Raw genomic sequence first — 22,234 nt, 5'->3', positions numbered from 1 at the left:
CTATATTCGAAACGGAAATAAAATCTTCGAATTGAAACAACGATTAATCATACTATCTGATTTGTGGGGCCTTGAAGATGCTGAATGGATGATTACCTACCAGAAGCAATTAGAGCCGTACTTTGAACTGGAATTTTACGATTCCCGCAAGCTAGTGGATTTAGATTTATCGGATAATTCAAAAAATGGCATTCACGCGCAATTTGTGAATGGTGGAATTGATAGAGCAGCACGCAAACTATCTAGAAAAGAAAAACAAGACGTAAATGTTTTGGCATTCAGTATTGGAGGTGTTATTGCTTGGAAAGCTGCATTTCGAGGACTATCAATTAAAAAACTATACGCAATTTCGTCAACTCGTTTGCGCTACGAAACAGAGAAGCCAGATTGTAAATGTGCTTTGTTTTATGGTGAAGAAGATCAATACAAACCAAGTGTAAATTGGCATGCCAGCTTAACTTTAGATTGCAATTACATCGAAAATGGCGAGCATGAAATGTATCAGGAAGAAGAATTTGCAATTAGTTTATGCAAGAAAATAAGTAAAGAACTGACATCACAACAAAATAGCCCCAAGAATGAAGCAAGAAAGCATAATAGATCAAACCGTAACATTCGTAAAACAAACCCTTGCTGATGCCGAAGGAGGGCACGATTGGTTTCATATTTATCGGGTATGGAAATCGGCTAAACAACTAGCCATTAGTGAAGAGGTCGATTTGTTTGTTGTAGAATTGGGTGCTTTACTGCATGATATTGCTGACTCAAAGTTTCACAATGGAGATGAAGAAGTTGGTCCAAGAATAGCCAGAGAATTTCTCTCTTCACTTTCGGTAGACGAAGCTACCATACAGCATGTGGTAGAGATTATCAACAACATCTCTTTTAAGGGCGGGAAAGAAGCTCAGAAATTCAGATCGTTAGAATTAGATGTGGTGCAAGATGCGGATCGAATGGATGCTATTGGTGCCATTGGAATTGCCCGAACCTTTAATTATGGAGGACATAAAAACCGAGCAATTTATGATCCAGCAATTCCGCCAAACCTTAACATGACCAAAGAGGAATACAAAAACAGCGATGCCCCAACTGTTAATCATTTTTACGAAAAATTGCTTTTACTAAAAGACCGAATGAACACCAAAGCAGGAATTGCCATGGCCGAAAAACGTCATGCTTTTATGATGGCTTACCTAGATCAATTTTATTTAGAGTGGGAAGGAAAATAACAGTATTCAGTAAACAGTAAAGCGATCAGTGAACAGATAAGAATTAAAGTTTACATAGCTGGTTAAGCATAGTCAGCAAAAAAGAAATAATTACAGGTGCCCAATAGGGTGCCTTTTTTTGTGCCCTAAATCTGTAGAGCTGTTTTGATTCTTAACTTGTTTCTCAGAAAGAATTGATTGAAACCTGCCAATTAGAGAAGGAAAAAACTACGAACGACTAACAAAAGTTACTCATCCTCATTTGTGATGTTCGTTTTTGCAATTTATGGCACAAAAAACTCCTTACAAAGCAATTAAACTTTTTTACTGAAAATATAAATATGTAAATTTATAAGGCTTGCTTCTTTTATAGTTTGCTAAAGCAATAAAATAATTAGAGTTTTTTTGATGTAGTGCAGTTTTTTTTGTTGAAAATTAACCGTTTGTAGATTTAAATAGCTTAAATTAATGAGTGATATGTTAGATAAAATTGTGGCGCATAGAGGTGAGTCTTTTGACGCACCAGAGAATTCTCTTTCGGCCGTTAATATGGCATGGGATAGAGGCGCAAGAATAGTTGAAATAGACATTCATTTAACAGCAGATAATGAAATAGCTGTTATTCACGATAAACATACGGGGCGAGTTGGTGATCGAAAATTATTTGTAAAAAAAACGAGTTTGCAGGAGCTGAAGGAAGTTGATGTGGGCATTAAAAAAGCAATAACTTTTAAGGGAGAAAAAATTCCAAGCTTAAATGAGGTGATTGAAACGGTTCCTTTGGGAGCGAAATTGGTAATTGAAATTAAATGTGGAAAAAATATAATAAAGCCTTTGGTGCAATTATTAGAAAACTCAGCACTTAAGAATCATCAAATAGAAATTATATCCTTTCACTTGGATGTGTTAGGATTAATGAAAAAGGAAGCTCCACAATACAAAACCTTATGGTTGCTCGATTTAGACTATTATTTACCGCATTGGTTACTGTATATTAGGCCGAAGACAATTATTAAGAAGATTAAGGAAAATGGGCTCGATGGCGTGAATGTTTGGGCTGGAAAAATAATTAATAAATCATTTGTAAAAGCATTTCAAAAGGAGGGTTTTCATTTTTATGTATGGACAGTAAACGAATTAGATGAAGCAGAAAGAGTTTTAGACTATGGAATAGATGCCATTACAACTGACCGAGCCGAATGGATAACAAAACAATTAGCAGGGAGAAAACAATGAAAAAAGTAATCATAGGTGTTCATGGTCTTGGAAATAAACCACCTAAATATCTTCTTGAAAAATGGTGGAAAGATGCCATAAAAGAAGGTTTTTGTAACAATGGTGTTGCAAATGATTTGCCTGAATTTGAACTTGTTTACTGGGCTGATATACTTTATGAAAAACCGCTAAACAAATGGGAAAAGGATGCCGATAGCCCATATTATCTTGATGAACCCTACAAAAAATCTCCTAAGAGACTTGAAGTCGAAGACACTTCTTTTCAGCAAGATGTAATTGATTTTATATCAAATCAGTTAAATAAAATATTTCTGAACGAGGATAAAACTTTAAATTATGGTTTTATTACTGATTTTATTCTTCACAAATACTTCAAAGACCTGGAGATTTATTACACCGAAGAGTGTCAGATAGAGGATGAGTTAACTTGTAAAGCAAAATATTTAATTCAAAATCGAATCATTGAAGTACTTAAGAAATATGAAGGTTGTGAGATCATGATAATTGCTCATTCAATGGGATCCATTATTACATTTGATGTGCTCACGTTTTTGATTCCAGAAATAAATATTCATACTCTGGTGACCATTGGTTCTCCTTTAGGTTTGCCTGTAGTCATAAGTAAAATCGCATCGGAATACCGAAAAATCAGCAATGGGCATACTTATATGGCTACACCGCCTGGCGTGCTTAATAATTGGTTTAATCTTGCTGATATTCAGGATAAGGTCGCTTTGAATTATAAACTCAATGATGACTTTAGTCCGAATTTACTTGGAATCTCTCCAATCGATTTTATGATTGTGAACGATTATGAAATTAACAAGAATAAAAATCCGCACAAATCATTTGGATACCTGCGAGCTCCAGAGATGTCAAAAATTTTAGGCGATTTTATAGTTCGGAAAAAGAAAAATTTTGCCAACAGGCTTGTCAATAAATTGGATCAAGTGCTTGAAGATATTAAAGTGCAAACGGAATTTGTTAAAGACCGATTAAAAATTTAATAACTATGGATAGAGCTAAATCATTATCAGTTATTGCAGATACATCAATCCTTTGGGATGTAATTATTATTGGAGGTGGTGCTTCTGGTATAGGTGTAGCCGTTGATTCTGCAGCAAGGGGTTATAAAACTTTACTAGTTGAGCAAGTCGATTTTGGCAAAGGTACATCAAGTAGAAGCACAAAATTGGCACATGGAGGTGTGCGTTATTTGCAGCAAGGGAACATTTCATTGGTACTCGAAGCCTTAAAAGAAAGAGGTATCATGAAGCGTAATGCACCGCATCTGGTAAAAGATTTAGAGTTTGTAGTCCCAGTTTACGACTGGTGGGAAGGCCCTTTTTATGGAATAGGATTAAAATTGTACGATATATTGGCAGGAAAAGAAGGCCTGGGTGCATCTCAGTTTTTGTCGAAAGAAGAAACCATAAAAAAAATTCCAACTGTTGAAACAGATGGTTTAAAAGGAGGCGTAATTTATCACGATGGACAGTTTGATGATGTTCGTTTACTTATTAACTTGGCACAAACCGCTCATGAACAAGGGGCAAGTATTGCCAATTACGTGAAAGTTGTATCCATTTTAAAAAACGAAGATCTAATAAGTGGTGTTGAAGTAGAGGATCAGGAAACGGGTAAAATGTATAAGCTAAGGTCGAAACTTGTTATTAATGCCACAGGGGTATTTACCGATACTGTTCGCAAAATGGATGATGCAAGTGCAACACCGATCATGACTAGCAGTCAGGGAGTGCATATTGTTTTAGACAAAAGTTTTTTACCTGGAGACAGTGCTATCATGGTTCCTCATACCGATGATGGCCGAGTATTGTTTGCAGTGCCCTGGCACGATAAAATTATTGTGGGAACTACAGATACCCCAGTAAAAGAGTACCCTTTAGAACCAATCGCTCTCGACGAAGAAATAGAATTTTTGCTGACACATGCAGCACGTTACTTGACCAATGATCCAAGTTCCAAGGACATTAAAAGTATTTTTGTGGGACTTCGCCCATTGGTTATGGAGGGAGATACTCAAAACACAGCTGCGATATCTAGAGAACATACCATCAACATTTCCCGAAGTGGCTTGTTGTCTATTGCTGGTGGCAAATGGACTACCTATCGAAAAATGGCAGAAGATGTTGTCGATCAGGCTATTTTAATTGGTGATTTAGACTCAAAAAAATGCCTAACCGAAGATTTGCAGATTTATGGTTATCACCAATATGCTGAGGTTTTTGGAGACTTGGAACAATTTGGTTCAGCAGCTGCTAATTTGATCAACTTGCTTGATGAAAAGCCAAATTACAAGAACAAATTGCATCCTGATTATTCACATGTAGAAGGAGAAGTAATTTGGGCAGTTAGAAAAGAAATGGCTCGAAACATTGAAGATTTTCTTGCTCGAAGAACCCGTTTGTTGTTTTTAGATGTGGAAGCTTCATTGCTTGTTGCTCCAAAAGTGGCTCAACTAATGGCGCAAGAACTTGGACATAACAAAGGCTGGGAGAATCTGGAGTTGGAAAAATATACTGATTTGACAAGAAATTATAGACCAAAACAAGTGAATTAAAAACACCATGAAGAAGTTTTAGAATTTAGATTGATTTATCTGTTTCTCGTCAAACGATTTCATCATTTAGCTTATTTAAACAAGCATGTTCAAAAAATTATTTTAGTTAAGAATAAATATAGTTAATCATTGCTTGAATAATCCTTAATACCTCGATTGAAGAGTTTTCTGTTTAACAGACTATGGGGGTACCTCAGAAGTACCAAGTCGGAGCAAAAAGGTACCAATTCGCACCTTTTTGGTAGGGGAAGCTACCTCAGAAGTACCAAACCGGAGCAAAAAGACTCGGCGAGGGAATAAAAAGGCTCGGTTTTGTCCTTTTGAGGTAGGGGGGAGTACCTCAAAACAACAAAACCGGTGCTCAGAAGTACCTAGCCGCACTTCTAAGCTAGGTGTTGCTTCTTAGAACTAACAAACTGCAATTGTTAAAAAATCAAAGTATTTACTGATTTAAGTAGAAGTGTAAAGTATCTATTGCTCTTGCTTTTAAGCAACTGATAACATGAGATTGATAAATAGGCTTTAGCCACAATATTACAAATTCCTTCATATGTTTTAAAAGATGATTTTATCTTTTATTTTGTTAATCTATAATGTCCTGTAAAATATTCTAATGCTTATTTTATTTAAGTATTATTGTTTTGTAGATTCATAGGCGAAAAGTAGATTAATGCAACTTATCCCCCCCATTTGGTGTTGTAAAGTGCATTAGTGCACTTTACACATACGTTGTGTCGCATTACCAAAGAATGCAAATATATGAATGAACACTTAAACTTTTGTAATGTCTGCAAACATAGACAAAGAAATACAAGATTTGGAATTGTATGTGGATTGAATGAAAGCATTCCTACCTTTGTCGATAAATGTATTAACTATCAATACGATAAAGATGTATTTGAGAAGTTAGTTATAGATCAGAAAGAGTTTTATAACAAAATACTAGGGAGAAAATTGAATTTTTCGAATAACCATCTTGATATACGAATTACAAGGAGACAATTAAATAATTCAATTCAAAACATATCTCAGTTACCACCCAGTATTGATATTTATTCTTCAAAACTAATTAATGGCATTCTAGGTATAATTGGAATAGGTGCTTCTATCTTTATAGGATCAAAAATAGAATTAGTAATTGAAAATTGGTTTCGTGCTGTAATTCCCATTGCAATGTTTTTAGGAGGGTGCTTCTTTTTATATCAAAGTTCCGGAGTGAAAATCCCAATACTGACTCTTAATGACGAAGGAATAATTTACAAAAAGAAATTAATAGAATGGTCCAATATTGTTTTAATAAGCTTTCAAAAGGAATGGAAAGAAGATGACAGTAGAAACTCCGTAACAAACTTAGTGATTGACACACTGATTGGCAAAGAAAAAATTCAAGTAGGATTATGGAACGTAGAAGAACCTGAATTGGGGCATTATCTTGAATTGTTTAAAGAAAAACATAAAAGACAAAAGTAACGACGACACAACAAAAGTTAAAATTAATGGGCGGTAACGCTCAACTAGATAAAGTAACAATAAACACAAGCGGCATTGATAAGGTGACAGTTGTAAATCGCCCACAAATTTTAGCAAGACCATCACCACAATATTAAATACAGCACATTAATGCCTGATAGATTAGCCTATTTTGGTTATTGGATAAGTATACTATTCATACCATTTGTTTTTATTGGAATGCCGATACTAATTGTAAATATTCCAAATTCAACTGACATTCTATTTGATAAAGGAATGAACATCTATAAATTCATTTATCTATGTTTTAATTTAATAGCATTTTTTCATTGGTGCTATTGTATTAGATTTCTATTCAGATATGACAGATATTCTAAATCAATTTTTCCATTATTCTTTTTAAACTTTATTTATGCGCCCATATATTATTACCGTGTAAAAATAAAAAAAAGACCTTTGAGAAATAAGATAATTACAAATCAAAAGTTTGAACTAGAAGATAATAGTATAGATGATTCTGAATTTATTGAAGCGACACGTGAAAATATTATTGGAGCACTAAAATTATGGTCTTCAAAAGAAGAACAATTGGAGTATCAAGAAAATGTTCCATCAATAAGCGTTACAACGGAACTATTTGAACAATGGGATGATCTTTACACTCCAGAATCTGAAGTATTAATAGAAGCTTTCGAACCCGATGAACTAAGATTGTTGGAAAAATTCGAGGCTGAGATAATTCTCCGTTCAGATAAATCGAACAACATTCTTCCAGACATTATTGAATACATTGAAACGGATGATTGGAAAGCGTTAAACTCATTATCAATGGGAATATTATCTGATTTGAAAAAGATATAATACAGTTGGTAACTAAAGCTAAATTATCATGGGCGTTGACGAGCTAATTGATAGTTCAGTGCAATAAACGAAACCAGCAAGCCAAACTCTCCTCTTTCCTATTTATATGCTTTCTGAATTTATTAAGCCAATCAATCCATAATAAAATAATATGTAAATTTATTCGGCTTGCTTACTTGGCGCATTGATAAGGCTATTACTTTAAATCGCCCAAGAAACTTAGCAAGCCTGTTATGCATAATTTGAGATACACCCTAAACTTTTTTAATATGGCAAAAAATATTATTTTGTTTCTTTTTTCTGTTTTAATTCCTAATTTAAGCCATGCTCAGGTACTTAAGAAAAAGATTAATGCCAATGGTGGCATGAAAGAAATCTATTATCAAAAGAAAATTAAGGGAGTGGGCAAAGTTAAAGAAGGAGATTATAAGAAATATTATAAAAGCACTCGGAACTGCGACATTTTGATTAAAAAAGGTCAGTATAAGAATGATAAAAAATACGGTATTTGGACTTATTATAATACAGAAGGGGATTCTATTTATGCATTCAATTATGATCGTGATACAGTTGAATTTATTAATAAAAATGCAAAGAGAATAGTGAGAAGGTATCAGCAGTTTTATTTAAAACAACGAATAAATATGTATACGGATAAACCAAATATGTATGCTACTAGTTTTGTTTATTCTGTTGTGTCTGATCATGCAAGATCAGAAAATATTTCACAGCCAATATTTGTTACAGGAGATTCAGAATTTTATAATATTTTATTTGCTAGCATAATAAAAGCTATTCAGTATAATGCCTATGTCTCATATAATTTTACTAGTATAATCAAATTGAAGATAAACAAAGAAGGAATTCTAGAAGATATTAATATTGATTTCTCTTCAAGTCCAAAGATGAATGATGTGAAAAGGAATATTCTCGCACAAGGGCTCAAATGGATACCAGCATATGAAAATGGTAAACCAGTTGATTATGAGCTTTCAGTACCTATCTTTTGTCATTCAAGAGAGGATGAAGGAAGATATTATTTTGACTTAACCTTTTGTAGAAGAGAGTTGTATGATACTCTGACTCCTTCTTGTGACGAATGGCCTTATAAGTTAGGAGGGGATGCAAAGGTGTTTGTATGGGTTCGTTAATAACTATGCATAATATTTTGTATAAGTATTGGCAAGGAAAGTGCTAAATAGCAAGGTTCGTAGCCCGCTCAATCAGCGTAGCGGTTTGACAGGAAACTACCATGCAATCTGACACTATTATTACAATTTACCGTTATAGGGCAATTCTCCATATCACAAAATCTAAATTACTTTCTCTTGCTAATGTGAAGTTTTAGCTTTTTTTAATAAAAATCTTTGGTTTTACTAAATAGACTATGAATAAAAAGATATAAAATAGAAACTAAAATTTAACATTAGCTGAAATTCAAGAACTATATAAAACATAATGAAAAACATAATCGTTGCTTTGATCTTACTCTTATTGGTATTTTGTGCAAACGGACAAGATTGGAAATGGAAGAATCCCATACCAACAGGGAATATTTTAAATAAAGTGAAATGTATCGATTCCTTGACAGCTATTGCTATTGGTAAAAAGGGAACCATTCTAAAATCAACAAACAAAGGGCTTGATTGGAGTATTCAAACATCGGGAACAGATGTGGATTTAAACTCTATTTCCTTGGTAGATAAGGACACGATATATATTAGCGGGGAGGATCATTCGGTATTCAAGACAATTAATGGTGGAGAAATCTGGAAGAAAGTATTTAAGGGTTCTGGAGGTTCCAGCATTGCCACTCAAGTTTTTTTTGTTAATGCTGCTATTGGGTATCTGCTTGGAGGTAGTATGCGTCTATATAAAACGAGCGATTATGGTAAAACCTGGATCGATTTAAATGTTAGTACTGAATTTCAAAACGTCTCTTTTATTTATTTTACTTCAGAAAATGTAGGCTATGGAGTTAGAGATTGTGAATTGTTAAAAACAATTGATGGTGGAATCACGTGGTCGCAAAAACGCCTTTCAAAATGCTCTGTATACAAATCTATATTTTTTATTGATGAAAACAGCGGTTATTTAGTTGGATCGTCTGGTACCATATTAAGAACTAATAATGCTGGTGAAAGTTGGACTGTATTGAATGAATTCCCCGCAAATTTAACTAATTCTAATCTTGAATCGATTGAATTTATAAATAATGATGTAGGTTTTGTAGTCGGGCAAAAAGAAATATTGAAAACCTATGATGGTGGTAATAATTGGGAAATAATTCATCAATCTAAATTAGATCTGTTTTCAATCAGTTTTTTTGACTCTGTTAATGGTATTGCAGTGGGGGGAGATTGGTTAAACGGAATTCCAGAAATCCTTAATACTGCAGATGGCGGCAATAATTGGAATGAGAATTCCTATACAGCTACCACCAAATATATTGATAAAATTAAATTTGTTAATAAAAACATCGGTTATTCAGTAGGAGGTCATGTTACAGCTACCTATAGCGGATACATCATGAAAACTTTGAATGCAGGTAATTCTTGGAATAAATTAGATACAGGGCTGGATACTTATTGGATAAATGATATATCTATTCCTAATATTGACACTATTTATGTTGTGGCTAATCGTGGTCAAATTCTTAAATCTTCGGATGCAGGCACAACTTGGTCAGAACAAAACTCAAATACATCAGAAAACCTCTATGCTGTGAAGTTTTTAAATACAAGTACTGGTTATGCAGTTGGTAATAATGGTACAATTATAAAAACCAATGATGGCGGTGATACTTGGGATAAGCAAGATTCACCTACTGATGGAACTCTACGTAGTTTATACTTTAAAGATATAAATACAGGTTATATTCCTGCTTATGAAATTGATTCTACAATATTATTAAAAACTATAGATGGTGGAGGAAATTGGATAAAAAAGAGCATTGGAACCGTTAGTGATCCTAGGGGAATAGATTTTGTTAGTACTGATACTGCGTTTATTGCTGGTAGTAGTGGGGGAATTTTAAAGACTAGTGATGGAGGAAATAATTGGGAACAATCTTATCAGAATGGGAATAATTATTTCGATATCTTTTTCACAAATAAAAATACGGGATATGTAGTTGGAGATCGTGGTGAAATTTCTATGACAGAAGATTGCGGTAATAATTGGACAGCTGTTAAGTCGGGAACGGATAAACAATTAAGGTCTGTCTTTTTTACTGATGTAAACACAGGTTATGCGGTTGGTAGAAATGGTATTATTCTGAAAACGACCAATAGTGGGAGTTGTTTAAGAGCGTTTAATCAGTCAAAATATTTTACTTGTAGCTATGATACAGTTTTAATAAAACCCAATTTTGTAGGTGGTACCAAACCAGTCACCTACCGTTGGGAAGATTCACAAACGACATCTTCAATTTTAGTATCTCCTAATTATGAAACAACCTATACTGTTACTATTACAGATTTTGAGATGAATTCTATTGATATCCAAATACCAGTATATGCAACTACAATACCTACTCCTGAAATTAGACTAAGTAAGGATACTCTAATTTCAGACTCTGAGTACGGTAACCAATGGTATTGGGATCAAAACTTAATAGTTGGAGCTACAACACAAAAAATTATTACTAATGTAACAGGAGATTTTCATATAATTGTATCATACAATAACTGCCATTCAGAAAAATCAAATACTATTCATTTCGGATTGTACACCTCTATTCAAACTTTGGATCGTGATTTCAAAATTTATCCCAATCCTGTATCTGCTATGTTAACAATAGAACATTTAAATAATTTTGAAGATGGCATTATTAAATTAGTAGGTATTAATGGACAAGTAATTTTTACGCAAAAAATAACAGAGGATGTTGTGCAACTTAATTTAAGTGAAATGCCAAATGGTATGTATTTAATTCAATTAATATCTGATGATAAAATAATAACTAAAAAAATAATTAAAAAATAAAACTGGCCGTAATAAAAAATATAGCGCATTTGGCGGATAGTACTAAAAATGAAATTAATAGCAATAAATACAATTAGTAGTAAACTGAAAAGTTGGAGCATTGAAACACCAAACACCAAACACACCATATTCAGGCCGTTACAATCAGGTTTGAGTCCTTTTTATAACAAGGATAAAATTCTGAGAGCTTCAATAAGTTAAATAATTACCTTATACTGGATTTTAAATATCATAAAATGAAAAATATCATATTATTCATCTTTCTAATTGTTATTAGTTTAACCACTTATGGTCAGATTACAAATGAAAGCCAGATAGATGATGACTATTTAGTACCATTAGGATCACCATTTGGTTGGGAACGAGACTATAACAAGAATATTCAAAACATTCTATTTGACGGTATTTCAGATAAGCAAATCATTCAGTTCTTGTCAACATCTGGCAGGAAAAGTGTCCTTGTGATTGAATGGGACATGAAAAGTCAAAAGAAATCGAAGTATACGATTATTTTTCGTCAATGTAAATCATGGAATTTGTATTCCGAAGGCATAATGGACCCCAAAAAAGTAACCGTTGAAGAATATAGAAAACCCATATCAAAAGATGATGCAATGAAGATAGAAGCTCTATATTCTGCGGCGCTTTCAAAGGTGCGTGCAGGCGTCAGGATTGGTTTGGATGGACATTCTTACCAATTCGCAACAATGACACAGGCAGGAAAGGCATGGTTTGGAGGGAAGTTAACTGGTAAAAATAAAATTGAACGCCTGACGATGTTAAGTAGAAAGCTGGTGACTTTGACCAAAAGCACATTAAGAAAATGCAAATTGAGTGATGCCTTGGTGTTGGAAATTGAAAATTTAACCAATGATTTCAAATGATGCATAGTTACTTCACAATTGTATCATGCAGTAGGAAGGCAAAACAAACAGAGTTTTTGCTAGATTTTGAATCAATAAAAAACTCAAGCCAATGTAATACAAGGTTTGGGCAAATTATAAAAATAAATCACCGAAAATAGTAACAAGCTTTTAAAGTAATTATGTGCATGAAAAAAAATAAAATTAGTATTCTTTCCACTTTATTATTGTTGTTGCTAGCTTCCTGTATGCCGATGTATTCGATAGCATATATGACAAGTTCTAAGATGAATAAGCTTGAATTAGGTATGTCTAAAGAGCAAGTTACTCAGGTACTAGGAACTGATTATAAGATTGCTGAAAAGCGATTGGAAGACAACAATGAAATAGAAGTTTTATCTTATAGAGATCGGGTTGAAAAGGACGAAGTTTATTATTTTGTTTTTAAAAATAAAAAATTAGAAAAGTGGTATCAAGAATTAATTCCCATAGAAAGAATAGAAATCCAGTAGTTTTAAACTCAGCGGTGGGGCAATTCTAAAATATGATCACAAAGATAGATTTGTACAGATTGAAATATTTGACGATGACAAATGTGTTTGTAAGGAACATTTTGAAATAAATGAAAAAGTATATCTGTAATAATCCTTTGGTCCGGAAAAGGAGATAGATTTCATTGTAAACACTGATTGTAAAAAGACAATATGATCTCTTGTTAATTTATAATACCCTAAAATATTAGCAAACCCTTAAACCACAGTGAAAATTAACTAACATGAAAAAATTAAGTGTACTATTTACCATTCTTTTTCTTTTTACGATTATTCTAAAAGCCCAAACAAGTAAAGATTCTGAAACAAATGCAGAAATTGTACAGGCGAAATATTTAAAAGAAGATTTAGATAAATTATTAGCGAAAAACACAATATTTCCAATTGAAGCTTTTAAAAATAAGATTCAAGGCGACGTTATTGTATCCATTACTATTGATAAGAATGGAAATTTAGATAATCTGGATCTTGTAAGTTCTGCAAACAAAATATTCTCATCAAGTGCAATTGTTGCATTTGATAATGTTGAAAATGAATGGAGTTCATGTCAAGTTGATGGAGTACCGGTAAGTAAAACTTATTTGATTGTGTTTAGGTATCGTTTATATGAGAATGCCTTACCACCGAGTGATAAAAAAATTGCTGCAAAGCTTGTTAAAAAAGAAAAGTACAAAAAAGCATTAAAGTATTACAACAGATTAATTAGTGATAATCAATATGATTATGAGTTTTTTGAAATGCGATCTAAAGTAAAAGAAAAACTTGGGGATTTTGATGGCGCATTGATGGATACGGAGCAAGCTAGCCGACTTAAAAATGAAATTATTTCGCTGGTTAACATTGAAGGTTTGGTTAAAATAAGAACAGTCACTAAAGTTGAGAGAAGAACCAGATATTAATTGAGTGAGAAATAGATTATGAAATCTCAATTGCATATTGTTTAAAACTCGATTACGATTATCAAAACAAAATGGATGTAAAAATTCTAAAAATAGGAACAGTAATAGCTTATCTTTTGATAACATGGTCTGGAGATCATATTGGAGGAACATTTGCTTATTATATCATTTTTGGATTGTTTAGTATTTATACGATACTGATATCGGCGATATTTTTGACTGTTTTGATTGCTTTTTTATTCAGCTCTTACAAAGCATTTAAAAAATACGATTTACATGTATTTATGGTAGGTGGTCTTATCTTATTTATTCCAATAATTCGTTATTCGTATCTTGTTATATCGGAATATAAAAGTAGAGGAGATGATACTTTCTTTCTGACATTAATTCCGTTTTTACTTTTATATGGTATAACTTTATTTAAACTTCATAAACAAAGCAATCATGACAACAAAGAAAGAGTTTGACTTGGTGGAAATATTTGCTGGGTCTCCGATGGATGCAGAAATCGTTAAAAGTATTTTATTAGATGCTGAGATAGACGCATTTCTGAAAGATGAAAACATAGGTACAATCGCTCCTTGGCATGCTGCAGCAGGTGGAGCAGGTGCTGTAAAAGTAATTATTTCAAGTTTAAACATGGATAGCGCAAAATTGATTGTTGAAGATTACATTAACAATCTGAATTCAGATAAGTAAAGAAGACTTACAGATCTTTACGAAGATTATTAGAAAAATATAAGCCCAAATTAAATGAACGAACTAGTTAAGGAAAGAATTGCTATTGCTGAAAAATTCAAGACGATTCATAAGTTGAAATTTAAATCACCCGAAAGAAGAAATGCAATGCTCAAGCAAACGGCATTTTTGGAGTATCCTATTTCATTGGTTTTGCTACTTGTCCTGCTGTATTCAGCTGCATCTACTATTTTTTTTGCCTCAAGCTGGGACAATGCAGCACTTTTAGTGTGTGTTAGTTTAGGAATGGCTTTACGATCTCCCTATGCTTACATTGAAGTGAAATTAATAGAACACATCGAATCAATTAAGAATTTGGATGGTGATTTTAATCCCGAACTAAATATAGAATTGGAAAGAATGATCAGTAAGCTTAATCAGAAAACAATCCTAATTGTACTTTGGGTAATTACTGGAATAATTGTGCTTAGCGCTTTTTTGCAAGTTTTTGAAGTGAATCCGTATTGGAATTACTTTCCAGTAATTGTGTTTGTTTTTAGCACGTTTTTATTGGTGAGAATAACTTACATCGGCTTTAAGTTTAAAAAGAACCTTAAATCAATTAACATCTAATACAAACTATGAAACCCATTTACAAAATTATTATTGCCATTATTTGCCTTTCCGCAAGTTTGGTTTATCAGTTTTTTTTCGAGGAAAGCATCTTGCTTGTTGATAAAGAATATACACATTTTTTATCTGGATTACTTTTTGGATTAGGTATCTCACTTATAATTTATAGCATCTTTAATCCGAAGAAAAATAGAATTTAAAACGTATCATTAATGAAAAAATATACAAACAAAGGAGTACAAGAGTTTATTGAAAAATTAGAGCGTACCGATCCCGTAAAACATCAAATTGTAGAAGCTTCGCGTGAAATCGTTTTTAAGAATTTCCCAAAGGTTGAAGAACGTATGATGTATGGAGGAATTCTATTTTCTTTAGATGAGGATTTTGGAGGCGTGTTTGCCTATAAAAATCATGTTTCTTTCGAGTTCAGTATAGGTTTTAAATTTAAAGATCCAGATCATCTATTAGAGGGAAATGGAAAGTTTCGTCGTCATTTAAAAATGAAAACATTGCAAGAGGTAGAAACGAAAAAACTTGACTTTTTTGTGAAGCAAGCACCAATTATAGATTAATAAAAGAATCAAAATTTTAATACAAATGAATAAGCGAGGCTCAGATGGCTTCGTTTTTTTTATGTACATGGTAGTTATTTAAGTCAACTACTTAGAATACCCTGAAACAAAGCTTTATTCAAGTGCTTTGTAGTTTTTTATTTGAATTTCATTTAGAATCAAGATTAAACCAAAGCCACTTCTTGAAGTCTTACCTCTAAATTTTAAAACGCAGAATTATGAGGATGATGACACTTTTACTATTTCTAAGCCTATTCATTTCATGTGGATCGGATGATAATTCACCGGAGGAGAATGTTATTGATGAATCAGAGGTGATTCCAACAAACACCTACAGTATTGTTGATACGGGTGTTAAAGATTTTTATAGCGATGAGGCAATGATCTCTGAGCCTTCGGTAAATGATGACTATTATGGTCAAGATGCCACATATAAAACGAATGAGCCTTCCTATACCGACAACAGTGATGGAACAATTACCGATAATATTACAGGTTTGATGTGGGAACAAGATATGGGCGACAAAATTAGTTTTGCCGCAGCCAGTACAAAAGCCGAAGCATCAAATTTAGGTGGACACAATGATTGGAGAGTGCCAAGCATTAAAGAACTGTATTCCCTAATTCTGTTTACTGGCAAGGTAAAGGGAGAGGTAGCAATCAATTTCTTTATCGATACCGATTATTTTACGCAACCTTTGGGTGATGTAAGTATTGGCGAACGTGAAATTGATGCACAAACCTGGTCATCTACTCAGTATGTAGGTCGTACCATGAATGCAGATGAAACGGTTTTTGGAGTTAATTTTGTTGATGGTCGCATAAAAGGGTATCCAAAATACAAAGCAGCATCTGGAGCTGCAAACTCCATGTATTTTAGAATGGTGCGTGGGAATGTGGAGTATGGTATAAATAATTTAGTGGACAATGGAGATGGCACGGTGAGTGATTTGGCAACGGGACTAATGTGGCAAAAAGCTGATGATGGTGCAGGAAAGGATTGGGCTGAGGCTTTAGATTATGCTGAAAACTTAGAATTGGCATCAAAAACGGATTGGCGCTTGCCAAATGCTAAGGAATTGCAAAGTATTGTCGATTATTCAAGATCGCCACAAACGAGCAATTCTCCTGCTATTGATCCTGTTTTCGAAACTACAGAAATCATCGACCCAGATGGAAATAATGGTCAGTATCCATTCTTTTGGACCGGAACCACACATTTAGATGGAGCAAATCCTTATGCAAGTGCAGCTTATATTGCTTTTGGCGAAGGGCAAGGGGAAATGAATGGAACGCTTATGGATGTTCATGGAGCTGGCTGTCAAAGAAGCGATCCGAAAAGTGGAGATCAAAATACTTACCCACAGTTTTGGGGTCCGCAGGGAGATGTGCGTTACGTCTACAATTTTGTGCGATGTGTGAGAAACATTGATGAGTAAAAGGCCCTAAAAATCTACCCAAATATGAATAAGCTAAAAAGTTTGCTCTTGCTTTTATTTGTACCGTTTGTTTTTGCTTGCGAGAAAGATTCCACAAGTACAAGTGTAGAAGAAAATGATACAGATATATCTTGGAAGTTTGCAGTTGTTGGAGATACACATGTAACCAACAATTCAGATACCATAAAAGAGATGATTCCTTACTTTATTGAAGATGGCATCGACTTAATCTTAGTTTGTGGTGATCTGGTTCAGGGAGGAAAAAAAACTAGCTCAGCAGAATTGGAAGCCGAACTAAATATGTGGATGGAAGTTTTTACTCCTTTGTATGAAAAGGGAATAGGTATTTATCCGGTTCGCGGAAATCATGAAGATGATGCAAGGGATAACATTGCCGTTTGGAACAAGATATTTACAAGTGCAAAAGCTTTACCACAAAACGGCCCTGAAGGTGAAATTAATCTTAGCTATTCATTCGAACACAAGAATGCAATGTTCATCGGGCTCGACCAATATGTAAACATTCATAAAGTGAATCAAAATTGGTTAAATCAGGAACTTGCTGCAAATGAACAAGCACATGTTTTTGTTTTTGGACACGAGGCTGCTTTTAAAGTATTTCATTCCGATTGTCTTGATGATTTTCCTACAGAACGAAATGCGTTTTGGAATAGCTTGATCGAAGCAGGTGTTAAAACCTATTTTTGTGGACACGATCATTTCTTTGATGCGACTCAAATTGATGATGGAGATGGCAATGTGGAAAACGATATTTATCAATGCTTAGTTGGAGGAGGAGGAGGCTGGTTGATGCCTAAATACAAGTACAATGGAGAGAATGATCCTTATACTGTAACGCCCAAGTGTCATAGAGAGGAGCACGGATATGCACTTGTTGAAATTAGTGGTGAATCGGCTTTAGACCTTGATGTTAGCATAACTTGGAAAGAACGTACAATGGAAGGAACAAGTGTGAAGTACGAGACTACTTCTGCTATAATTGAATACAAACAAGTTCGAAATTGATTGTTTTAATCGGTCTGAAAATATTTTAAGCGAGGTTCAATGGGCTTCGCTTTTTTGTATCCTTTGGTAAAAGATTTGACTATTAATTTGATCTGAATTATATTTGAAAATAATCCAATTATCTAATGATGGATAATTCCTCTCAATACCACTAAATTAACGCATACTAAACCTCGTAACATGTCGAAAACAACAAAAGCACTAAGCTTATTTTTGATTCTGCTAATTAGTCTTTTTAATCTAAACACAAAAGCACAAGGATTATCGAGCAATCAGATTGATTCCATTGTCAACAAAGCCTTGGATCTTTTTCCAATGGCTGGACTTGCAGTGTCTGTAGTAAAAGATGGGAAGTTGATTCATGCCAAAGGATACGGTTACGCCTCAATCGAAAGCAAAGAAGCGATTGATGAAAATACCTTGTTTGCCATAGCATCAAACAGCAAAGCTTTTACAGCAGCAGCTCTTGCCATTTTAGTAGATGAGAAAAAATTAAATTGGATGGATAAGGTGGTAGATCACATCCCGGAATTTACCATGTACAACTCCTATGTTCGCGAAAACTTTACAGTTGAAGATTTGTTGTGCCATCGTAGTGGCTTAGGTTTAGGAGCAGGAGATCTAATGATATTCCCTGATGGTGGCGATTACACTATTGATGATATATTAAAAAGTTTTCAGCATCAGAAACCGGTATCCGGTTTTAGAACCAAATACGACTATGACAACATGTTGTACGTCGTAGCAGGAGAAATCATTCACCGAATAAGTGGAAAAAGCTGGGCAGAATTTGTGGAAAGCAGAATTCTGAAACCTCTTGGAATGGAAAGATCAGTAGGATCGCAGGAGAGGTTGCAAGGCAAAAATAACATTGCATTTCCTCATTCATCGGAGCATGGAGATTTGGTTCAGGTTGCTCCTTACGCAAGTTCCTTGACCGATGCCGCCGGAGGAATCAATTCCAGTGTAAAAGATCTAAGCAATTGGTTGTTGGTACAATTGAATGCCGGCAAATATGGTAAGGAATTAGAAAATGAATTGTTCTCGGAGGATCGCCAGCGTGAAATGTGGAAAGCACATACCATGATGAGTTTTTCGGCAAGAGGAAGTAAGAGATATCAAAACCACTATAAAGCATATGGCCTGGGATGGGTAATTGAAGATTACAAAGGATATACCATCATCAGTCACACAGGTGGATTACCAGGCATGCTTTCAAAAACGCTGTTGATTCCTGAGTTGGATTTGGGCCTTGCAGTATTAACCAACACCTTACCGGGAGGTTATACGTACTTTACCCTTGCACAAGCCATTATCGACTCCTATCTTGGTGTTGAAGCAATGGATTGGAATGCCTTTGCTTCGGAAAAATTGAAGGGAACCAACACCAAGGTAGATTCTATTGTAAATGCGGTTTGGGAAACAGTAGAATTAGCAAAACCAAAGAAATTAGATATTGAGAAGTATACCGGAACTTTCGAAGACAAATGGTTTGGGAAAATGGAGGTATTCGAGAAGGATGGAAAGTTGATGATTAAAGCTCTTCGATCGCCTAAACTAGCAGGTAGCATGTATTTTTACAAAGCCACAACTTTTGCCATTAAGTGGGATTACAGAGATATGAATTGCGATGCTTTTGCAACTTTTAATCTGGATGAGGAAGGCAAAGCAATCTCCATTAAAATGAAGGGGATCTCCCCAAATATTGATTTTAGCTTCGATTTCCAGGATTTGGACCTAACAAGAGTAAAGGGGAATAGGAATTTATGCATATATCAGCAATGGTATCCTTTTTTGTTGGTGTTATTTGTGTTGATACTATTACGAATTAGGAGAATAAAAAATAGAAGAAGGGTAATCGGATAAAGTTGATATTTGTGATTTAAAAAATTATCAAAGACCTTAGGGAAATACATTTCAAAAATTGGAACGACGAAGCTTCAGATCAGAAGTTTCGTCGTTTTGTTTAATTTCCTTTAACAAATCCCCGAACAGGGAATTCTTTCCCTATTTATATTCAGACTATCAGTTTATCTTTTAAAAATAGTGATTGGCCTATTACCTCTAGCTGGATGGCTTGTTTACGCTTTAATTCTAATTGTCCCTATTTTTTGGATGATGACAATATACTTGCGCTTTATTTAGAATCTTTTTACATTAGATAAGCTTGAAGAAATTGAAAATCGTTAAGGTCACCACCAATTTGGCTTTTCTCCATTGAAGTATAGTTCTCTCCGTTAAGATATAAGTACTACCGTATTTACCATTTGTTGACCTCTTTTTAGCGGAACAAGGAGATGGGAAGAATACAATCAGAAGAAATAAAACAAGTATAAAATTGAGGATGATGAAAAAGATATTAATTACTGGATGTAGTTCAGGATTTGGGTTTGATTCTGCAAAATACCTTGCCGTTAAAGGACATCATATATTTGCAAGCATGCGTAATATAAATGGTCGAAATAGTGAGCCAGCAAAACAATTAAGAGATTTCGCTAACGTAAAAGGAGTTAAAATTGATCTTATTGAAATGGATGTCCTTTTGGATGAAAGTGTCAATTCTGCATTGAGCCAATTACCTGTCATGGATGTGTTGATTAATAATGCAGGTTTAGGATTTGGCGGACCTGTGGAATCATTTTCCGCAGAGGAGTGTTTGGATCAATTAAATTTAAATATTGTAGGAACCTTGCGTGTAGCAAAAGCCGTTTTACCTAGAATGCGTGCCAAAAAATCAGGATTGATTATTCAACTTAGCTCTGTTGCAGGTCGATGTGCTTTTCCAGCTTTTGGAATTTATCACGCAAGTAAATGGGGTTTGGAAGGTATGAGCGAATCCATGCGTTACGAATTAGCTCCTTTAGGTATAGATGTTGTTTTAGTGGAACCAGGTCCTTTCTCAACTAAATTTCTGGACAACATTATCATTCCAGATGATGAGGAGTTGAAACAAGCCTATCAGCACGTACATGACTTTTACGAGGGCTTTAAAAATCAAGTGAAAGAAATTTACGAGCAAGGCGGTAGTCCTACGGATCCGATGCTTGTTGTCGAAACTTTTGAAAGATTAATAGATATGCCTGCTGGAACTCGTCCTTTGCGTAATATTGTAGGCTTGGATTTTGGTGCGCAGTCGATAAATGATGCCGTAGAACCACTTCGCAAAACAATTTTGGAGTCGATGGATATTCTGAGCTTAGATGGACCAGCAGAAAAGGTGAGTTAGAAACGAAAAATGGAGATTAATTGATTATTTTTTTTTAATTGATTTGTAAGGAAAAGCGGAGTATATGGGATGCTCCGTTTTTGCATTTTAATTATCTTGTCTTCAATTAATCAAGCTTTGTATAATATGCAGAATCAGTATCACATTTTAAATGGGGATTGTTTAAAAGATCAATTTCCAAAAGAGTTAGAGGGAGAACGAATTGTTGCCAGAGAATGTTTGGTTGATGGAGCAGTGAATGGAGAAACTCTTGAAGAATTATTGAAAGTAAGAGCTAAGTTTATCTCTAATCAATATGCTATGTTTAGCGAAGAAGATTATTATGAGGGAACAGCTGTTGAAATTAAAAAGATGCTCGCTATTCCCTCTAATGCAGACGTAAATTTATGGTTTGAAGATGATTTGTTTTGTCAGGTGAACTTCTGGTTTACATTGAATTTATTATATGAACATGGTAAAAAGAAGGGGATATATCTAATTCGCCCCAACAAAGGAAATGAATACATTTTTGGGAAAATGAATCAAAAAGAGCTTTTGGTAGCTTTTGAAAATAGAATCGAAATAAAAGGAGAATCATTAGAAAAAATGAGTCAGTTGTGGAGATTCTATCAAAAAGAAGATTGGATGAAAATGGGAAGAATTGCGAGTGATTTACAAAGTGATTTTCCTTTTGTACTTGAAGCTGTTAATGCCCAAATAGATCGATTACCATCAGAAAATTCTTTGGGGAGACCAAAGGAAACTTTAAAAAAGATTACAGAAGATTTGCAAACTACTGAGTTTGGTCCTGTTTTTAAAGAGTTTTGTAAAAGAGAGAGTATTTATGGCTTTGGTGATTTACAAGTACAAGTTCTTCTTCGTGAGCTTTTAGCAGATAAGTAAGTTTACATTAAATTAAGATTCATTTTTGGGAGAACTCAATAATTGTTTTTACTTTCGCAGGCTTAAATTAAAATATCTCGATTTAGGAAGTCATCTTGTGAGGGGGATGGAGGCGTTGCGAA

The 22,234-nt window shown here is 34.1% G+C and carries 21 protein-coding genes; all 21 read left to right on the top strand.

The window, feature by feature from the left end; genetic code table 11:
• The first annotated feature begins 31 nt into the window (after positions 1-31).
• The 21 genes from L3049_RS04840 to L3049_RS04740 all read left to right on the top strand — a co-directional run bounded on the left by L3049_RS04840 (position 32) and on the right by L3049_RS04740 (position 22,112).
• Positions 32-637 carry a hypothetical protein gene (locus L3049_RS04840; protein WP_275108667.1) on the top strand — a complete coding sequence of 202 codons (606 nt, stop codon included), beginning with the start codon at positions 32-34 and terminating at the stop codon, positions 635-637.
• Complete coding sequence (locus L3049_RS04835; RefSeq protein ID WP_275108666.1) at positions 579-1,229, top strand: HD domain-containing protein; 651 nt, start codon at positions 579-581, stop codon at positions 1,227-1,229. The genes L3049_RS04840 and L3049_RS04835 overlap by 59 nt, the downstream gene beginning before the upstream one ends.
• 447 nt (positions 1,230-1,676) lie before the next feature.
• Positions 1,677-2,444, top strand: coding sequence for a glycerophosphodiester phosphodiesterase family protein (locus L3049_RS04830; RefSeq protein ID WP_275108665.1), 768 nt, complete (start codon positions 1,677-1,679; stop codon positions 2,442-2,444).
• Positions 2,441-3,451, top strand: a complete 1,011-nt coding sequence (locus L3049_RS04825) for a lipase family protein (RefSeq protein WP_275108664.1) — start codon at positions 2,441-2,443, stop codon at positions 3,449-3,451. The genes L3049_RS04830 and L3049_RS04825 overlap by 4 nt, the downstream gene beginning before the upstream one ends.
• A 5-nt stretch (positions 3,452-3,456) precedes the next feature.
• Complete coding sequence (locus tag L3049_RS04820) at positions 3,457-5,025, top strand: glycerol-3-phosphate dehydrogenase/oxidase (RefSeq protein WP_275108663.1); 1,569 nt, start codon at positions 3,457-3,459, stop codon at positions 5,023-5,025.
• 759 nt (positions 5,026-5,784) lie between these two features.
• Positions 5,785-6,495: a hypothetical protein gene (locus L3049_RS04815; protein WP_275108662.1), complete on the top strand. Its 711-nt coding sequence runs from the start codon at positions 5,785-5,787 to the stop codon at positions 6,493-6,495.
• Between the two features lie 456 nt (positions 6,496-6,951).
• Entirely contained in the window at positions 6,952-7,356 is a 405-nt protein-coding gene (locus tag L3049_RS04810; protein WP_275108661.1) for a hypothetical protein, read from the top strand.
• 269 nt (positions 7,357-7,625) lie between these two features.
• Entirely contained in the window at positions 7,626-8,507 is an 882-nt protein-coding gene (locus L3049_RS04805) for an energy transducer TonB (RefSeq protein WP_275108660.1), read from the top strand.
• 307 nt (positions 8,508-8,814) lie between these two features.
• Positions 8,815-11,343, top strand: a complete 2,529-nt coding sequence (locus tag L3049_RS04800; protein WP_275108659.1) for a YCF48-related protein — start codon at positions 8,815-8,817, stop codon at positions 11,341-11,343.
• A gap of 236 nt (positions 11,344-11,579) precedes the next feature.
• Positions 11,580-12,227 carry a hypothetical protein gene (locus L3049_RS04795; protein ID WP_275108658.1) on the top strand — a complete coding sequence of 216 codons (648 nt, stop codon included), beginning with the start codon at positions 11,580-11,582 and terminating at the stop codon, positions 12,225-12,227.
• A gap of 167 nt (positions 12,228-12,394) precedes the next feature.
• Entirely contained in the window at positions 12,395-12,718 is a 324-nt protein-coding gene (locus tag L3049_RS04790) for a DUF3192 domain-containing protein (RefSeq protein WP_275108657.1), read from the top strand.
• A 263-nt stretch (positions 12,719-12,981) separates the two neighbouring features.
• Complete coding sequence (locus L3049_RS04785; protein ID WP_275108656.1) at positions 12,982-13,656, top strand: TonB family protein; 675 nt, start codon at positions 12,982-12,984, stop codon at positions 13,654-13,656.
• A 71-nt stretch (positions 13,657-13,727) separates the two neighbouring features.
• Positions 13,728-14,123, top strand: coding sequence for a hypothetical protein (locus tag L3049_RS04780; protein WP_275108655.1), 396 nt, complete (start codon positions 13,728-13,730; stop codon positions 14,121-14,123).
• Positions 14,101-14,355, top strand: coding sequence for a putative signal transducing protein (locus L3049_RS04775; protein WP_275108654.1), 255 nt, complete (start codon positions 14,101-14,103; stop codon positions 14,353-14,355). The genes L3049_RS04780 and L3049_RS04775 overlap by 23 nt, the downstream gene beginning before the upstream one ends.
• A 54-nt stretch (positions 14,356-14,409) precedes the next feature.
• Entirely contained in the window at positions 14,410-14,967 is a 558-nt protein-coding gene (locus tag L3049_RS04770; RefSeq protein ID WP_275108653.1) for a hypothetical protein, read from the top strand.
• 212 nt (positions 14,968-15,179) lie between these two features.
• A complete protein-coding gene (locus tag L3049_RS04765) occupies positions 15,180-15,539 on the top strand; it encodes a DUF1801 domain-containing protein (RefSeq protein WP_275108652.1) in 360 nt (119 codons plus the stop codon).
• A 218-nt stretch (positions 15,540-15,757) separates the two neighbouring features.
• A complete protein-coding gene (locus L3049_RS04760) occupies positions 15,758-16,978 on the top strand; it encodes an Lcl C-terminal domain-containing protein (RefSeq protein WP_275108651.1) in 1,221 nt (406 codons plus the stop codon).
• A 24-nt stretch (positions 16,979-17,002) separates the two neighbouring features.
• Entirely contained in the window at positions 17,003-18,004 is a 1,002-nt protein-coding gene (locus tag L3049_RS04755) for a metallophosphoesterase family protein (protein WP_275108650.1), read from the top strand.
• A 180-nt stretch (positions 18,005-18,184) separates the two neighbouring features.
• Complete coding sequence (locus tag L3049_RS04750) at positions 18,185-19,870, top strand: serine hydrolase (RefSeq protein WP_275108649.1); 1,686 nt, start codon at positions 18,185-18,187, stop codon at positions 19,868-19,870.
• A 481-nt stretch (positions 19,871-20,351) separates the two neighbouring features.
• Entirely contained in the window at positions 20,352-21,230 is an 879-nt protein-coding gene (locus tag L3049_RS04745) for an SDR family oxidoreductase (RefSeq protein ID WP_275108648.1), read from the top strand.
• A gap of 126 nt (positions 21,231-21,356) precedes the next feature.
• Positions 21,357-22,112: a hypothetical protein gene (locus tag L3049_RS04740; RefSeq protein WP_275108647.1), complete on the top strand. Its 756-nt coding sequence runs from the start codon at positions 21,357-21,359 to the stop codon at positions 22,110-22,112.
• The last annotated feature ends 122 nt before the right edge of the window (positions 22,113-22,234 follow it).

This window comes from Labilibaculum sp. DW002, from assembly GCF_029029525.1.
Lineage (GTDB): Bacteria > Bacteroidota > Bacteroidia > Bacteroidales > Marinifilaceae > Paralabilibaculum > Paralabilibaculum antarcticum.
This window is presented reverse-complemented; position numbering and strand designations above follow the sequence as displayed.

Coding starts and splice junctions, on each gene's coding strand:
- L3049_RS04835 (WP_275108666.1), top strand. CDS start 579: ATGAAGCAAGAAAGCATAATAGATCAAACCGTAACATTCGTAAAACAA.
- L3049_RS04830 (WP_275108665.1), top strand. CDS start 1,677: ATGAGTGATATGTTAGATAAAATTGTGGCGCATAGAGGTGAGTCTTTT.
- L3049_RS04825 (WP_275108664.1), top strand. CDS start 2,441: ATGAAAAAAGTAATCATAGGTGTTCATGGTCTTGGAAATAAACCACCT.
- L3049_RS04820 (WP_275108663.1), top strand. CDS start 3,457: ATGGATAGAGCTAAATCATTATCAGTTATTGCAGATACATCAATCCTT.
- L3049_RS04815 (WP_275108662.1), top strand. CDS start 5,785: ATGAATGAACACTTAAACTTTTGTAATGTCTGCAAACATAGACAAAGA.
- L3049_RS04805 (WP_275108660.1), top strand. CDS start 7,626: ATGGCAAAAAATATTATTTTGTTTCTTTTTTCTGTTTTAATTCCTAAT.
- L3049_RS04800 (WP_275108659.1), top strand. CDS start 8,815: ATGAAAAACATAATCGTTGCTTTGATCTTACTCTTATTGGTATTTTGT.
- L3049_RS04795 (WP_275108658.1), top strand. CDS start 11,580: ATGAAAAATATCATATTATTCATCTTTCTAATTGTTATTAGTTTAACC.
- L3049_RS04790 (WP_275108657.1), top strand. CDS start 12,395: ATGAAAAAAAATAAAATTAGTATTCTTTCCACTTTATTATTGTTGTTG.
- L3049_RS04785 (WP_275108656.1), top strand. CDS start 12,982: ATGAAAAAATTAAGTGTACTATTTACCATTCTTTTTCTTTTTACGATT.
- L3049_RS04780 (WP_275108655.1), top strand. CDS start 13,728: ATGGATGTAAAAATTCTAAAAATAGGAACAGTAATAGCTTATCTTTTG.
- L3049_RS04775 (WP_275108654.1), top strand. CDS start 14,101: ATGACAACAAAGAAAGAGTTTGACTTGGTGGAAATATTTGCTGGGTCT.
- L3049_RS04770 (WP_275108653.1), top strand. CDS start 14,410: ATGAACGAACTAGTTAAGGAAAGAATTGCTATTGCTGAAAAATTCAAG.
- L3049_RS04765 (WP_275108652.1), top strand. CDS start 15,180: ATGAAAAAATATACAAACAAAGGAGTACAAGAGTTTATTGAAAAATTA.
- L3049_RS04760 (WP_275108651.1), top strand. CDS start 15,758: ATGAGGATGATGACACTTTTACTATTTCTAAGCCTATTCATTTCATGT.
- L3049_RS04755 (WP_275108650.1), top strand. CDS start 17,003: ATGAATAAGCTAAAAAGTTTGCTCTTGCTTTTATTTGTACCGTTTGTT.
- L3049_RS04750 (WP_275108649.1), top strand. CDS start 18,185: ATGTCGAAAACAACAAAAGCACTAAGCTTATTTTTGATTCTGCTAATT.
- L3049_RS04745 (WP_275108648.1), top strand. CDS start 20,352: ATGAAAAAGATATTAATTACTGGATGTAGTTCAGGATTTGGGTTTGAT.
- L3049_RS04740 (WP_275108647.1), top strand. CDS start 21,357: ATGCAGAATCAGTATCACATTTTAAATGGGGATTGTTTAAAAGATCAA.